Here is a 13,989-nt window from a genome sequence, read left to right on the forward strand (position 1 = left end):
CGCTGGAAGAATCGGCAGTCCCCTGAAGAGAGGTGCACCGTGCGGCTGGGTCGACACCGGGCGGCGCTGCCCGCCGAACAGCGCCGCAGGAAGGCACTGCAACGGGGCCTGTTGGCGGGGGCGGGAGCGGTGGCCATCGTCGCCGCCACCGTGGTCGTGCTCTTCGGCGGAGCCGGCGCGCTGTGCACGACACGAGAGCCTGTTCTGGTCAGCGTGGCCGCCGCGGTGGACGTCGCTCCGGCGGCCATGGAGGCGGCCGGGAAGTTCAACGACGCCAAGAACTCGATCGGTGGCCGGTGCGTACTCGTCCAGGTCACCGAGCAGCCCCCGGCCACCGTGCTGCGTACGCTGATCGGCGACCGGGCCGGAGTGCTGCGCGAGCGGCCCGACGGCTGGATCGCCGACTCCTCCGCCTGGATCCGGTTAGCCCGCAAGCAGGGCGCGAGCGCGCTGCCGACGGGGGAGAGCGTGGTGGCGACCTCGCCGCTGGTGTTCGCCACGCGGTCGTCGCTGGCGCAGCGCTTCTCCGTCGGCAAGACCGAGATGAACTGGCGGATGGTCTTCCCCTCCACCGTGCGGGGTCGGCTCACGCCCAACGCCAACGAGCCCGACATCGTGCGCGTCCCCGACCCCTCGCTGGTCGGCGCCGGGATCGCCACGGTCGCCGCCGCCAGGGACGTCGTGGGCAACGGGCCCGAGGCCGACAAGGCGCTGACCGCGTTCGTCCGCTGGGCGCAGGCGGGCTCGGCGCCCGACTACCGCTCGATGCTGGCCGCCGTGGACGACCACACGTTCTGGCAGCGGCCGGTGGTCATCGTGCCCGAGCAGTCGGTGTGGACGCACAACCAGCAGCCGTCGGCCGACCCGGTCGTCGCGCTGCGCCCGCGTGAGGGCACGATCAATCTCGACTACCCGTACGTCGTCACCGCCACCGACCCCACGGTCGCCGAAGCCTCGACGCTCTTCGCCGACTGGCTACGCGGCGCCGAGGCCCAGGATCTGGTACGGCGGGCCGGCTTCCACTCGGGCGACGGCGCGCAGGGCCCGATCTCGCCGGGGCCGGAGATCCCGACGGGCGCCCCGAAGACCCGGCCCTCGGTGTCGCCCGAGGACATCGACGAGGCACTGCAGGCGTGGAGCAGGCTGGCGCCACCGACGAACATCCTGGTGCTGGCCGACACCTCCAAGCACATGGCCGAGAAGCTGAAGGACACCACCCGGCTGGGCGTCTCGCTGGCCGCGGCCAAGATCGGGCTGCGGCTCTTCCCCGACACCACGTACATGGGGATGTGGGAGTTCGCCGTCGGGCTCGGCCAGGCCAAGGGCTACCAGCCGCGCGTCAGCCTGGGGCCGATCAACCGCCCCGAGAGCGGCCAGCTGGTCCGCAGGAGCGTACTCGACCAGCTCACCACCACGATCACCGCGCATCCCGACCGTGACAGCTCGCTCTACGACGCGATACTCGGCGGCTTCCACGAGGTCGCGGGCAAGTATCGCGAGGAGATGAACAACACGCTCCTGGTGATCACCGCGGGCAAGGACGACGGCCGCGGCATCAAGCTGCCGCAGCTGATCAGCAAGCTCCGCGAGGAGTGGGACCCGAACAAGCCCATCCAGATCGTCATCATCGCCTTCGGCAACGCGGACCGGGCGAGCCTGTCCGACATCACGTCCGTCACGAACGGCTCCCTGCACATCGCCCAGCAGCCGGACGAGATCATCGACGTCTTCCTCGCCGCGCTCGCCCGCCGCCTGTGCCACCCCACCTGCAAGCCGACGACGTATTGAGGAAGACACGTAATGAGGGGGTGCCGGGAAACCCCGGCACCCCCTCGCTCGCTCGTGAACTCCGCGCGCTAGACGCGCTGCCATAGCGCCGGTACGTTCGGCGGCTCCCATCCGGGGAGTGAGGTGTGCGCCTGGATGCACTTGTACGACAGCCCGGCGTACGTGACCTGCGCGCCCACCGCATACGCGACATTCGGCGCCCAGGTGCCACCCGGCGTCACTGTCGGGGTCGGCGTGGGCGTCGGGGTGGGGGTGGGAGTCGGCGTGGGTGTGGGGGTCGGGTTCCCGCCGCCGCCGAACCTCAGGTCGACGCAGGAGTAGAAGGCGTTGGAGGTGTCGGCGATGTTCCAGATCGCCAGGACCTTCTGCCGGCCGCTGTAGCCGGCGAAGTTCACGGTGTGGGTGACCGTCGCCGGTGGCTGGGCTCCTCCGTCGTTGAACGAGGCGACCCGGGTGTTGCCGATGAAGTACTCCCAGGTGCTGGTGGAGTGCCTGGCGGTGAGCGTCCACCTGAAGGTCACCGAGTTGCCGACCGAGGTGACCGGCCAGGGCTTGGACTCGTCGCTGAGCTGGGCGAAGCGGGCGTTGTTGCCGTGGCAGTTACGCAGCCCCTTCGGCCCTTCCACGCTCTGCGGCTCGTAGATGATGTCGCCGCAGTTGGGCACCTGACCCTGCGCGCAGAACGCCTGACGGCTGGGCGGGGAGTTGATGTAGCCGTGCGCCAGGGCCGGCTCGGCGACGTAGACCGTGGTGGCGATCGAGATCACCACCACGGTGATGAAGGTGAGCATCCTTCTCATGGAGCGGCTCCTTCACATGGGGGGATGCTCCGAATGTAAAGGAAACCTTATTAACGGTAAATGCCTCTTTGACTGGCTGTCAGCGCGTCAGGATGAAGTCCTGCGGATCGCGGGGCGGGCGGTCCCGGGGCGGGGCCGCCGCGTGGCCCACCGCGACGCAGCCCATCGGGTCCCACGACTCCGGCAGGTCGAGCACCTCGCGCACCACCAGGCGGCAGAACATCGTGGACGACACCCACGCCGAGCCGAGTCCCTCGACGGCCAGCTGGATGAGGAAGTTCTCCACGCCCGCGCCCGTCGCCACGATGAACATCTCGCGCTCGGAGGCGTTGCGCCGCTCGTCACGGTAGGTGTGTGAGCCCTCCATCACCAGGCACGGCACGACCAGGTAGGGGGCGTTGCGCAGCACGTCGCCGCGCCTGACCCGCTTGGTGATCGACTCCTCGGTGAACCCGTCGGCCCGCAGGTCGGCGATCCAGGCGTCACGCATGGCGTCGAGCAGCTTCACCTTCGTCTGCGCCGACTCGACGAGCACGAACCGCCACGGGGTCGTGTGGTGCGGCGCCGGCGCGGCGATGCCCGCCGCCACCGCCCGGCGTACGGCATCGGAGTCGACGGGCTCGGCGGAGAACTCCCTGATCGTACGGCGGGCGAACACCACGTCACGCGAGCCGTAGCGGAACATGTCCTCGTCGGCCGGCCGGACCAGCGCCCGGACGCCCGGCCCGTCCTCCTCGGTCACCAGGTGGGACAGGCCGCGTACGACGGCCACGGGCACGCCCGCGAGCTTGCCCTTGACCAGCTCGGCGGCGGCGGCGATCTCGTCGATCAGGGCGGTCACGGTGGCGTTGAGCGGGTTGCCGTGGGTGTCGGCGCCGCCGCGCAGGTCTTCGAGCGGGGTCACGCCGGCGGCGCCGATGGCCACGTCGGTCAGGCCGTGGCGCCACGGGCGGCCGAAGGTGTCGGAGACGATCACGCCCACCCGCGCGCGGGCCGCCAGAGCCGCGCGGATGCGCTGGGCGGAGGCGTCGGAGTCCTCGGGGAGCAGCAGGACCGTGCCAGGGGCGGTGTTGGAGGCGTCGACCCCGGCGGCGGCCATGACGAAGCCGTGGCGGGTCTGCGAGATGACGGTGTCGCCGCGCCTGGCCACCACGCGCTCGGTCTCTTCGGCGATGGCGGCCTGACGGTCGGGGGCCTGGCGGACCCGGCCCTCGGCCTTGCTCACGATCTTGGAGGTGATGACGAGGATGTCGCCGTCACGCAGGTCGGCCCCGCCGAGCAGGGCCGCGATGTCGTCACCTGGCCGCACTTCACCGATGCCCTGAACCCCGAACACCTCGACACGACCGGCCGGACCGCCGGCCGGACTCGCTACGTCGGTGGGCTCGGTCGAGGCTGTGGGCATGGTGGCCTCGGTCGGGATGGTGGGCTCGGCCGGACTCGTGGGTTCGACCGGACTCGTGGGGGTCATCGGGCGAGCTCCAGGGCCAGGTCGAGGGTGGCGCGGGCGATGTCGGCCGCCGCGTCGGCGTCGTGCATGATCAGCGGGCGTGACTCCACCCTGACCCCGTCGAGCGCGACGCCGGAGTCCTCCTCGGCGACCAGCCAGCCGTCGATCAGCTCCGCGCCGTAGAGGTCGAGCACCGCCTGGGCGCTGGTCTCGACGCCGATCGCGGTCAGGCAGGCGTCGGCCATGCCGCGCACCGGCGCCCCGCCGATGATGGGGGAGACGCCCACCACGGTCTTGGCCAGCAGCGCGTCGCGGATGCCCGGCACCTGAAGGATCGTGCCGATGCTCACCACCGGGTTGGACGGCGGCAGGATCACCACGTCGGCTTCCGCGATGGCCTCCAGCACGCCCGGGGCCGGCTTGGCGGTCTCGACCCCGACCAGCGCGATCGACTCGGCGGGGATGGCGGCGCGCAGGCGTACCCACCACTCCTGGAAGTGGATCGCCCGCCGCCCGCGCTCGTCGGAGACGACGACGTGCGTCTCGCAGCGGTCGTCGCTCATCGGCAGCAGGCGCACGCCCGGCTGCCAGCGCGCGCACAGCGCCTCGGTGATCTGGGAGAGCGGGTAGCCGGCCTCCAGCATCTGCGACCGGACGATGTGCGTGGCGAAGTCGCGGTCGCCCAGCCCGAACCACTGCGGCTCGACCCCGTAGGCCGCCAGCTCCTCCTTGACGGCATGGGACTCCTTGGCGCGGCCCCAGCCCTGCTCCTCGTCGATGCCGCCGCCCAGTGTGTACATGACAGTGTCGAGGTCAGGGCAGACGCGCAGGCCGAACAGGGTGATGTCGTCGCCCGTGTTGCCGATGACGGTGATCTGGGCGTCGGGGGCCGTCGCCCGCAGGCCACGCAGGAAGCGGGCGCCGCCGATGCCGCCGGCGAGGGACACGATGTGCATGCGGACCAGTCTCGCACCGGCCACCGACACGCCTGTCTCGGGAGGCGGCTTTACAACGCTTCGGTCTCCGAAAAACCCAGCAAACCATGCTTAATGTGGACGTCTAGCACGTAAGAGGTTGCTCGGACATCCGCCGCGAAAGTCAGCGATGTGGCAAACTCCCTTCGGGCCAAAGGGTCCGATGGGGGTACTTGTGAGCAAACTTGACGTCGCCCGGCTGAGGGAGCCGGCCGCCTGGCTCATGCTCGCCGGCGGCGGACTGAACATCCTCGTGGCCATCGGCAAGGTCCTGGTCAGCTCTTCGGGCTCCGTGGTCGCCGACCTCTCCTTCGCGGACCGTGCCTTCAGCAACTTCGGGAACTTCACCAGCCCCGTCACCACGGCGCTGCTCCTCGGCTCGGTGGTGCTGCTCACCAAGGTCGGCACACCGTCGTCCCAGGCCAAGCCGGTCGCGTTCGGCGCGGCGGCCATGCTCGGCATCGCCACCCTGTTCGGCGCGATTACGCTGATCCTGGGGCTCTTCGCGGGCAGCGGTGCGCGGTTGACGGCGGAGTTCGTGATCAGGGGCGTGCCGGTGCTCGCGCTGACGGCCATCGCGCTGGTCTACTTGCTCCCACAGGTCCTGCCCGACCGCCCCGCCGTCCAGCCCCAGCAGGGCTACGGCCAGCAGTTCCCCAACGCCCCTTACGGTCAGCAGCCTCCCAGCCAGCAGCAGCCGTACGGTCAGCAACTCCCCGATCAGCAGTCTTACGGTCAGCAACCCCCCAGCTTCGGCGGCCAGCCCGAGCAGCCCGGCTACGCCCAGCAGCCTCCGGGCCCTGGCGGCCAGCCTGAGCAACCTGCTTTTGGTCAGCAGCCGCCGAGTTACGGTGGCGCGCCTGAGCAGCCCGCCTACGCCCAGCAGCCGCCGAGCTTTGGCGGCCAGCCTGAGCAGCCGGGTTATGGCCAGCAGCCGCCCAGTTACGGCGGCCAGCCCGAGCAGCCCCCCTACGCTCCGGAGCCGGCCTCGACCCCCCAGCCGGTCACCGTCGCATTTCCCGCCACGACCGACCGCGACCAGCCAGACCAGGGCTTCCCCCAGCCCCAGCCGGGCTTCGGTCAGACGGATTCCAGCTTCCCCACGCCGCAGCCCCAGGGCCGCTTCGGCCAGACGGATCCCAGCTTCCCCACGCCGCAGCCCGGCTTCGGTCAGACGAACCCGAGCTTCCCGACGCCCGACGCCGTCCCCCAGCCGAAGCCCGAGTACCAGCCCGCCCCCTACGTCCCCGCGGACAGCCAGCCGAGTGCCTTCTCCCAGCCGTACAACACACCGGCCAACCAGGCGATCAGCTACAACACCCCGGATAGCCAGGCGATCCCGTACAACACGCCGGACAACCAGCTGATCCCGTTCAGCACGCCGGACAGCCAGGCGGCTTCGTACGCCCCCGCGGACAGTCAGCCCAACGCCTACGCTCCCGCGGACAGCAAGGCCAACGCCTACGCCCCCACGGACAGCCAGGCGAACGCCTACCAGACGATCGACAGCCAGCCGAACCCGTGGGCGCCCGCCGACCCGGCCCAACCCCCGGCGCAGAACCAGGCCCCGCCGCAGCCCCTGTTCGGCCAGCAGCCTTTCGGGCACAACGCCTTCGACCAGCCCCAGAGCCAGCCGCAGGGCCAGCCTTTCACCGGCTTCTCGGGCCACGAGTACGCCACCCCAGCCGCCTACCAGGAGCCCGACCCGCCGGTGGACCCGCGTTCCCAGCAGCTCCTGGACGCCTACCAGCAGGCCGAGACCTACCAGCACTCGGCGTCCGGCGCCTCCGACCTGCGCGTTCCCGACTACGCGAGCCAGCAGCAGGCCAGGCCGTACGACGACCCCTTCGGGCACCCGCAGCAACAGCAGCCGGGCTACCCGACGCAGCCTCCCGCCCACCAGGCGCCCGCCCATCAGGTCCCTTACGAGCCGCCCCAGGCCCCGTACGAGCCCCAGCCGGCCCAGTACGAGCCGCAGCCCTACCAGCCGCACCACCAGTCGCAGCCCCAGTCGCAGCCCCAGGCGGCCGGATGGGGCGACCACCCGGCGGAGTCCACTGTCCGGCTCGACCAGTCGATGTTCCGTGGCGACGCGCTGGGCGGCGACGCGCCCCGGCAGGGAGACGCCCCGATCGACCCCACGGCCATATACAGCCCCAACGAGCCACGCAGGTAAGAGACCGTTAAAGCACGGCTAGAGAGAAGGTGGGCCACGGGCGGGAGTCTCTCCCGCCCTGGTACGGTTCGGACCACTGCCAGACGTCGCAACACCCCAGGCCAACGCCATGGAAACAGGGACAAGGCCGGGGTGCGAACATCACATGCCATGCACACCGGGGCGAGATCTGGTCTTTCCCCGGATACCGGCATGCCGCTTGACTCCACGTACGGCACACGCGTGTAATTACAACCATGTTGTTACGCCTTCCTGTGGGTGGGTAGTAAGGAAGGCGTTCCATGGGGGGCTCCATTGCGGGCGGGCGGCAGGGAGGTGTGCAGTGACCGATCTGGTCATCGCACAGGATGAGCTTGACGCTGAAGAACTCGGCTGGCAGGAGCGCGCGCTGTGCGCTCAGACGGATCCGGAAGCGTTCTTCCCGGAGAAGGGCGGCTCCACCCGAGAGGCCAAGAAGGTCTGCCGATCGTGCGAAGTACGTGCGGAGTGCCTTGAGTACGCACTCGAACACGATGAGCGGTTCGGCATCTGGGGTGGGCTGTCCGAGCGGGAGCGCAGAAGGATCAAGCGAGAGGCCGTTTAGCGATATAAGGGTTAGCGATATAAGGGATAGATATCGGAGAAGGGGTCGCACGGGCTGCCGTGTGACCCCTTCTCGCATCCGTGGTGGGCGGGTTGCCGTTCACCGAACGGCCGCTGGCACCCGCCCGAACCTTGACCCCGCTCCCGAAGCCGACGGCCACGTCATCCGTCGTGCTTCCCCGATGGGCGTGGCGTCCAGCCAGATCTGCTGGCCATCGGGAGTGACGGTCATGCCGAACCGGTCGCGGTCGGGCTTGCCCCAGCTCACCCAGCGGAAGTAGGCATCGGTGACCTCCTCCCACAGAGGCCGCCGACCTACCTGGTAGACCTCGTACTCCTCCGCGTTGGGTCGCCACGCCACGGTCGCCCAGGAGTACGCCTCGTCGGGGTCGGACACCCACATCCGGTACAGCTCTCCGTCTTCGTCCGGTTCCGCACTGCCGCTCGAGGTCAGGCCCGTCAGCGACGCGATGGCGAGGTCCGCTCCGGACGGAGCGTAGGCGATCGTGCGGGGGTCCACGCGCGTGGTGGAGCGGTGTTTGTCCTCTGGGCCACGGGCCGGGCGGTCCACGACGGGACGCTGGGAGCGCATCATCATGTACGAGGCGAAGCCGAGGAAGCGGCCGTACGCGGTGCCGTCCGGGGCGACGACGAGCCGCAGGGCGTGGTTGTCGCCGAACCCGGGGCAGTAGGGCAGCACGATCTCCCCGCCGGGGCGGCACTGCTCCACCCACGCGTAGGGCACGGTGCGGACACCGCAGGTGACGTGAACCCGATCGAACGGCGCCCGCTCCGGGCAGCCGGCCGCGCCGTCGCCGACGATCAGGTGCGGGTGCACGCCGGCCGCGCTCAGGTTCTTGGCGGCCTGCTCCGCCACCACGGGGTCGACGTCGATCGAGGTCACGTTCTCCTCGCCGACGAGATGGGACAGCAGGGCGGCGGTCCAGCCGGTGCCCGTGCCGATCTCCAGCACCCGGCGGCCTGGCGCGGTGTCCAGGATCTGGAGCAGGTCGGCGACGGTGCTCGGCGCCGAGGCCGAGGAGGAGTAGCCGCCCACCTTGGCCCTGATGTCGGTGGCCCCGTCATCGAGCTGGGTGACGATGGAGTGGGGCGAGTAGACCGCGTCCCACCAGGCGTCCGGGTCGGCGTCGCGGTCGATGATGTACGCGCTGTCGGGGGTGGTCGGCACGGGGAGCGCGACCGAAGGGATGAACAGATGGCGGGGCACCGCGCGGATCGCCCCTTTGACGCGTGGCCCGATGTCGTCGAACTCGTCGAGATGCTCGATCAGGCGTTCAACCCCCTGCGCCGTGTCGTTCACTACTTCTTTCCGTCCTTCGAGTCGGCGCTGTGCGCGCCGTTGGAGGTCTTGTTCTGGTCCTTGTTGGAGCCGGCTTCTCGGCTCGCGGCGGATTTCGGATCGAGGGCCTCGGCCTTCGGGCTGTCGGGCTTCTCGTGCCTGCCCACAGATGCTCTCCTTCGCATGGAACGGACGAACACGCACGGTAATCGTATGGCTACTCTCCGCAACTAGGCAAGGGTTGCCAAACCTTCGACCGCCGCGCTGGTCCAGGCGGTCAGCGGCGGTCGTCGTAGCCCGGGTCGACGGTCTCGGGTGACAGGCCGAGAAGGGTGGCCACCTGCTCGACCACGGTGTCGTGCACCAGCGCCCCCAGCGTGTCGCGGTCGCGGGCGCGGGCCTCCAGCGGCCGCCGGTAGACGACGACGGCGGCCGGGTCCTGGCCGCGCGCGACGTCGGCGCGGCCGAACGGGATCGGTTCGGAGCCGAGCCGGGGCCCATCGCCGAGCTCGCTCAGCGGTGGCACCTCCTCGACCGCGAACTCCACCGCCGCCAGCTGCTTGCCCCACTGCGGCCGCAGCCGGTCGACGGCGTCGAGCACGAGGTCGTCGAACCGCTCGCTGCGTGATCTGGCGATCGGCACGTGGGAGGGCGCGAGGGGGCCGCGCATGCCGCGACCGTGCCGGTCACGCCGTCTGGGGCCACGCCGTTGGTTCACACGGCAAGTGTACGGGGAGGCGGCTTCGGGGCAGTTGGGGAGAAAGCCTGCGACAGGTGTCCGAATTGTGGCGACACGCTCGTTAAGAGCGCCCAGATAGTGGCGCCTCGCACTCTTACCAGATACGGTCCCTCCGTGAGCCCCGTCCGCCGCTGTTCCCGCACCGCCTGCAGCCAGCCTGCAGTCTTCACGCTCACGTACGTATACGCCGACTCGACCGCTGTTCTCGGCCCTCTGGCGACGTACGCCGAGCCACACTGTTACGACCTGTGCGCCGAACACGCCGAGCGGCTGACCGCTCCCCGCGGCTGGGAAGTGGTGCGGCTGCCCACGGACGGCACATCGCCCAGCTCCGACGACCTCGAAGCGCTGGCCAACGCCGTCAGGGAGGCCGCCAGGCCCGCGCCGTCCGGTGGCGGCGAGCCGGTCGGCCAAGGGGTCGAGGTCGGGCGGAGGGGGCACCTGCGCGTTCTTCGGTCCGCCCAGCAACATCGCGACCGGTAGGCTCGGTCGTACACGTGACGACCTAGGGGCGGAGCTGGAGAGTGGGCGACCTCGCCAAGATCTTCAAGGCGTACGACGTTCGCGGCGTGGTGCCTGACGAGCTCGACGAGCCGACCGCCGAGGCCGTGGGGGCGGCCTTCGTCGAGGTGACAGGGGCGCGATCGGTCGTGGTCGCGCATGACATGCGGGAGTCTTCCGGGCCGCTGTCCGCGGCGTTCGTGCGCGGGGCGCGCTCGCGCGGCGCCGACGTGGTGCACGCCGGGCTGGGCTCCACCGATCTGCTCTACTACGCCAGCGGCAGCCTGGGGCTGCCCGGCGTGATGTTCACCGCCAGCCACAACCCGGCCCAATACAACGGCATGAAGATGTGCCGCGCGGGCGCGGTGCCGATCGGCGGCGACAGCGGCCTCACCGAGATCCGCGACCGCGCGGCCGAGTTGCTTGGCGATACCATCGAGCCTGCTGGGTCGCTGATCGAGAAGGACCTGCTCCAGGGCTACGCCGACCACCTGCGCAAGCTGGTCGACCTGTCGAGCATCCGGCCGCTGAAGGTCGTCGCCGACGCGGGCAACGGCATGGGCGGTCACACCGTTCCGGCCGTCTTCGAGGGCCTGCCGATCGAGCTGATCCCGCTCTACTTCGAGCTCGACGGCTCCTTCCCCAACCACGAGGCCAACCCGCTGGAGCCGGCCAACCTGCGCGATCTGCAGCGAGCCGTCCGTGAGACGGGCGCCGACCTCGGGCTGGCCTTCGACGGCGACGCCGACCGGTGCTGGGTGATCGACGAGCGCGGCGAGTCGGTCTCGCCCTCCGCTGTCACGGCGCTGGTGGCCGTACGCGAGCTGGGCAAATACCCGGGCGCGACGATCATCCACAACCTGATCACGTCGGCGGGGGTGCCGGAGATCGTCCGCGAGCACGGCGGCGAGCCGGTGCGCACCCGCGTCGGGCATTCGTTCATCAAGGCCGAGATGGCCCGCACGGGCGCGGTCTTCGGCGGCGAGCACTCCGCCCACTACTACTTCCGCGACTTCTGGTTCGCCGACTCCGGCATGCTCGCGGCGATGCACGTGCTGGCCGCGCTCGGCGAGCAGGACCGCCCGCTGTCGGAGCTGATCGGCGCCTATGCGCGCTACCACGCCTCGGGCGAGATCAACAGCACGGTCGCCGACCAGGACGCGGCCCTCCAGGCCGTACGAGGGGCGTTCGGCTCCAGGGGCACCGTCGACGAGCTCGACGGGCTCACCGTGACGGGCGCCGACTGGTGGTTCAACCTGCGCGCCTCCAACACCGAGCCGCTGCTGCGGCTCAACGCCGAGGCGGCTGACGAGAGCAAGATGACGGCGATACGGGACGAGGTCCTCGCCATGGTTAGAGGGGTGTCAGTGTGAAGATCGACGACTGGCTGCTGGAGATTCTGGCCTGCCCGGCGTGCAAGTCACCGCTGCGCGCGGAGAGCGAGACCGAGGAGCTGGTCTGCACGGGATGTGGCCTGATCTACCCGGTCAGGGATGACATTCCCGTCCTGCTCGTCGACGAGGCCAGGAAGCCGTGACCTGGGAGCCCGAGCGGCTCGATGACCAGCACCATCTCACTGAGGGCGATCCGGGCGGCATGCTGGTGGCGGTGGCGGCCTCGGCCGCCCAGGTCCGCATCGCCTACCGCGCCGCGGTCGAGGCGGGCGTCGACCGGCTGATCTCCCGGGTACGCCCGCGCGCGATCGTGGTCGTGGGCATGGGCGGCTCCGCGATCGCGGGCGACATCTTGGCCGCGGTCTGCGGCAACGGCGCCCCGATGCCCATCGTGACCCTGCGCTCTCACCAGCTGCCCGGCTGGGTGGGCGCCACCGATCTGGTCATCGCGGTGTCGTGCTCGGGCCGCACCGAGGAGACGCTGTCCGCGGCGATGGAGTCCGTGCGGCGCGGTTGCTCCTTGCTCGCGGTCGGCAGCGCGGACTCACCCCTGGAGGCGATCGCCAGGCAGGCGTCCGCCGTCTACGTGGCGGTGCCCGCGACCGGGCAGGCCCGCGCCAACGTCTGGCTGCTGACGATCCCGCTGATCGTGTCCGCCGCCTCGCTCGGCCTGGTCAAGGCCGACGAGGAGCTCTACGAGCGGGTGGCCGGGGCGCTGGAGGACATCGCGCACCAGTGCCGCCCGTCCAGCGAGTCGTTCGTCAACCCGGGCAAGACGCTGGCCATGGAGCTGGCCGAGAGCGTGCCGATGATCTGGGGCTCGTCCTCCGTCGCCGCGGTCGCCGGCTACCGGCTGGCCTGCCAGCTCAACACCAACGCCAAATACCCGGCGATCTACGGCGAGCTGCCCGAGACCGGCCACAACCAGGTGGCCGCCTTCGACGGGCCGATGGCCGAGCGCGACATCTTCGCCGACGCCGCCAGCCGCACGCTCAGGCTGGTGATGCTGCGCGACGTCGAGGAAGACCCACGGGTGTCGCGGCGCCGCGAGGCGACCGTACGACTGGCGAACGACCGCGGCGTGCCCGTCACCGAGCTGTCCGCCGAAGGCGCGCATCCGCTGGAGCGGATCGCCTCGCTGATCGGCCTGGGCGACTACGCGGCCACCTATCTGGCTCTCGGATATGGCGTCGATCCGACCCCTGTGCCGGCGATCACGGAGCTCAAGGCCAGAATTTCGCAATAGGATCCCTTTTCGGGCCTTTAACGACATGATCATGATGAGTGGAGTTTTCCGGTGAGCGCGAGTGGCGGTAGCAAAGCGATCATTGCGGCGTTGACCGCCAACCTGGCGATCGCCGTGTCGAAGTTCGTGGCCGCGTTCTTCACCGGGTCGTCCTCGATGCTCGCCGAAGGCATCCACTCCGTCGCCGACTCGGGCAACCAGCTGCTGTTGCTGCTCGGCGGCAAGCGGGCGCAGCGGGAACGGGACAAGGCGCATCCTTTCGGATATGGGCGCGAGCGCTATTTCTACGCGTTCGTGGTGGCCGTGGTGCTGTTCACGATCGGTGCGGCCTTCTCGCTCTACGAGGGCGTCACCAAGATCCTGCATCCGCACAATGTGGAGTCGCCGATCTGGGCGTTCGCGGTGCTGATCTTCGCGATCATCGCGGAGGGTTTCTCCTTCCGTACGGCGATCAGGGAGTCCAACCCGCTACGCGGCAGTCAGTCGTGGGTGACGTTCATCCGCCGGTCCAAGTCGCCCGAGCTGCCGGTCATCCTGCTGGAGGACCTTGGCGCGCTGCTCGGCCTGATCTTCGCGCTGTTCGGCGTGGCGATGGCGGTCATCACGGGCGACGGCGTGTGGGACGGGGTCGGCACGCTGATGATCGGCCTGCTGCTGGCCGTGATCGCGGTCGTGCTGGCCATCGAGACCAAGTCGCTGCTGGTCGGTGAGGGGGCCTCGGCGGAGATGGAGGCCCAGATCCGGACCGCGCTGGAGAGCACGCCGGCGGTCGACCGGGTGATCCACATGCGCACGATGCACCTCGGGCCGGAGGAGCTGCTGGTGGCGGCCAAGATCGCGGTTTCGCACGACGACTCGGCCTCCGAGGTCGCCAGGGGCATCGACGAGGCCGAGCGGCGGATCCGTGAGGCCGTACCGATCGCCCGGGTCATCTACCTGGAGCCGGACCTCGACCGCTCGCACACACCGACCGCCTGAGACCTGCTCTCACGTTCTCCCGCCTGACGGGCCTGTCCCGCACTCTTCCGCCCCGAAGGTC

The 13,989-nt window shown here is 70.1% G+C and carries 14 protein-coding genes; 8 read left to right on the forward strand and 6 right to left on the reverse strand.

Going from position 1 to position 13,989, the window contains the following annotated elements:
- Positions 1-39: 39 nt before the first annotated feature.
- Complete coding sequence (locus tag ACIBO2_RS01220; protein WP_397294734.1) at positions 40-1,788, forward strand: substrate-binding and VWA domain-containing protein; 1,749 nt, start codon at positions 40-42, stop codon at positions 1,786-1,788.
- A 68-nt stretch (positions 1,789-1,856) separates the two neighbouring features.
- Here ACIBO2_RS01220 and ACIBO2_RS01225 read toward each other — a convergent pair whose 3' ends face one another.
- The 3 genes from ACIBO2_RS01225 to cofD form a co-directional block, all read right to left on the reverse strand.
- Positions 1,857-2,588 (reverse strand): lytic polysaccharide monooxygenase, encoded by a 732-nt coding sequence (locus ACIBO2_RS01225; RefSeq protein ID WP_397294736.1) that lies wholly within the window; start codon positions 2,586-2,588, stop codon positions 1,857-1,859.
- A gap of 79 nt (positions 2,589-2,667) precedes the next feature.
- Entirely contained in the window at positions 2,668-3,993 is a 1,326-nt protein-coding gene (locus ACIBO2_RS01230; protein WP_397295695.1) for a coenzyme F420-0:L-glutamate ligase, read from the reverse strand.
- A gap of 62 nt (positions 3,994-4,055) precedes the next feature.
- Positions 4,056-4,994: a 2-phospho-L-lactate transferase gene (gene cofD, locus ACIBO2_RS01235; protein ID WP_225295970.1), complete on the reverse strand. Its 939-nt coding sequence runs from the start codon at positions 4,992-4,994 to the stop codon at positions 4,056-4,058.
- 193 nt (positions 4,995-5,187) lie between these two features.
- Between cofD and ACIBO2_RS01240 the strand changes: the two genes are divergently transcribed.
- Complete coding sequence (locus ACIBO2_RS01240) at positions 5,188-7,188, forward strand: hypothetical protein (RefSeq protein WP_397294738.1); 2,001 nt, start codon at positions 5,188-5,190, stop codon at positions 7,186-7,188.
- 322 nt (positions 7,189-7,510) lie between these two features.
- Positions 7,511-7,771, forward strand: a complete 261-nt coding sequence (locus ACIBO2_RS01245; protein ID WP_214633495.1) for a WhiB family transcriptional regulator — start codon at positions 7,511-7,513, stop codon at positions 7,769-7,771.
- A gap of 99 nt (positions 7,772-7,870) precedes the next feature.
- Here ACIBO2_RS01245 and ACIBO2_RS01250 read toward each other — a convergent pair whose 3' ends face one another.
- The 3 genes from ACIBO2_RS01250 to ACIBO2_RS01260 form a co-directional block, all read right to left on the reverse strand.
- Positions 7,871-9,091, reverse strand: coding sequence for a methyltransferase domain-containing protein (locus ACIBO2_RS01250; RefSeq protein WP_397294741.1), 1,221 nt, complete (start codon positions 9,089-9,091; stop codon positions 7,871-7,873).
- Positions 9,091-9,237 (reverse strand): hypothetical protein, encoded by a 147-nt coding sequence (locus ACIBO2_RS01255; RefSeq protein WP_358550811.1) that lies wholly within the window; start codon positions 9,235-9,237, stop codon positions 9,091-9,093. Before ACIBO2_RS01255 ends, ACIBO2_RS01250 begins: the two co-directional genes overlap by 1 nt.
- A gap of 110 nt (positions 9,238-9,347) precedes the next feature.
- Positions 9,348-9,740 (reverse strand): metallopeptidase family protein, encoded by a 393-nt coding sequence (locus ACIBO2_RS01260; RefSeq protein WP_358550812.1) that lies wholly within the window; start codon positions 9,738-9,740, stop codon positions 9,348-9,350.
- A gap of 183 nt (positions 9,741-9,923) precedes the next feature.
- On the opposite strand from ACIBO2_RS01260, the gene ACIBO2_RS01265 reads away from it, so the two are divergent.
- Genes ACIBO2_RS01265 through ACIBO2_RS01285 form a run of 5 tightly spaced genes read left to right on the forward strand, consistent with a single transcriptional unit; the run spans position 9,924 to position 13,928 of the window.
- On the forward strand, positions 9,924-10,292 hold the full coding sequence (locus ACIBO2_RS01265) for a DUF3499 domain-containing protein (RefSeq protein WP_214633499.1): 369 nt from the start codon (positions 9,924-9,926) through the stop codon (positions 10,290-10,292).
- Positions 10,293-10,333: 41 nt separating this feature from the next.
- Positions 10,334-11,683 (forward strand): phosphomannomutase/phosphoglucomutase, encoded by a 1,350-nt coding sequence (locus ACIBO2_RS01270; protein ID WP_358550814.1) that lies wholly within the window; start codon positions 10,334-10,336, stop codon positions 11,681-11,683.
- The gene (locus ACIBO2_RS01275) at positions 11,680-11,847 is read left to right on the forward strand and encodes a Trm112 family protein (RefSeq protein WP_214633501.1); all 168 of its coding nucleotides are present in this window, start codon (positions 11,680-11,682) and stop codon (positions 11,845-11,847) included. The genes ACIBO2_RS01270 and ACIBO2_RS01275 overlap by 4 nt, the downstream gene beginning before the upstream one ends.
- The gene (locus ACIBO2_RS01280) at positions 11,844-12,950 is read left to right on the forward strand and encodes an SIS domain-containing protein (RefSeq protein WP_397294744.1); all 1,107 of its coding nucleotides are present in this window, start codon (positions 11,844-11,846) and stop codon (positions 12,948-12,950) included. Before ACIBO2_RS01275 ends, ACIBO2_RS01280 begins: the two co-directional genes overlap by 4 nt.
- Positions 12,951-13,001: 51 nt before the next feature.
- Positions 13,002-13,928: a cation diffusion facilitator family transporter gene (locus tag ACIBO2_RS01285; protein ID WP_358550818.1), complete on the forward strand. Its 927-nt coding sequence runs from the start codon at positions 13,002-13,004 to the stop codon at positions 13,926-13,928.
- Positions 13,929-13,989 lie beyond the last annotated feature (61 nt).

Origin of the sequence: Nonomuraea sp. NPDC050022 (assembly GCF_044460705.1) — a bacterium.
Classification (GTDB): domain Bacteria; phylum Actinomycetota; class Actinomycetes; order Streptosporangiales; family Streptosporangiaceae; genus Nonomuraea.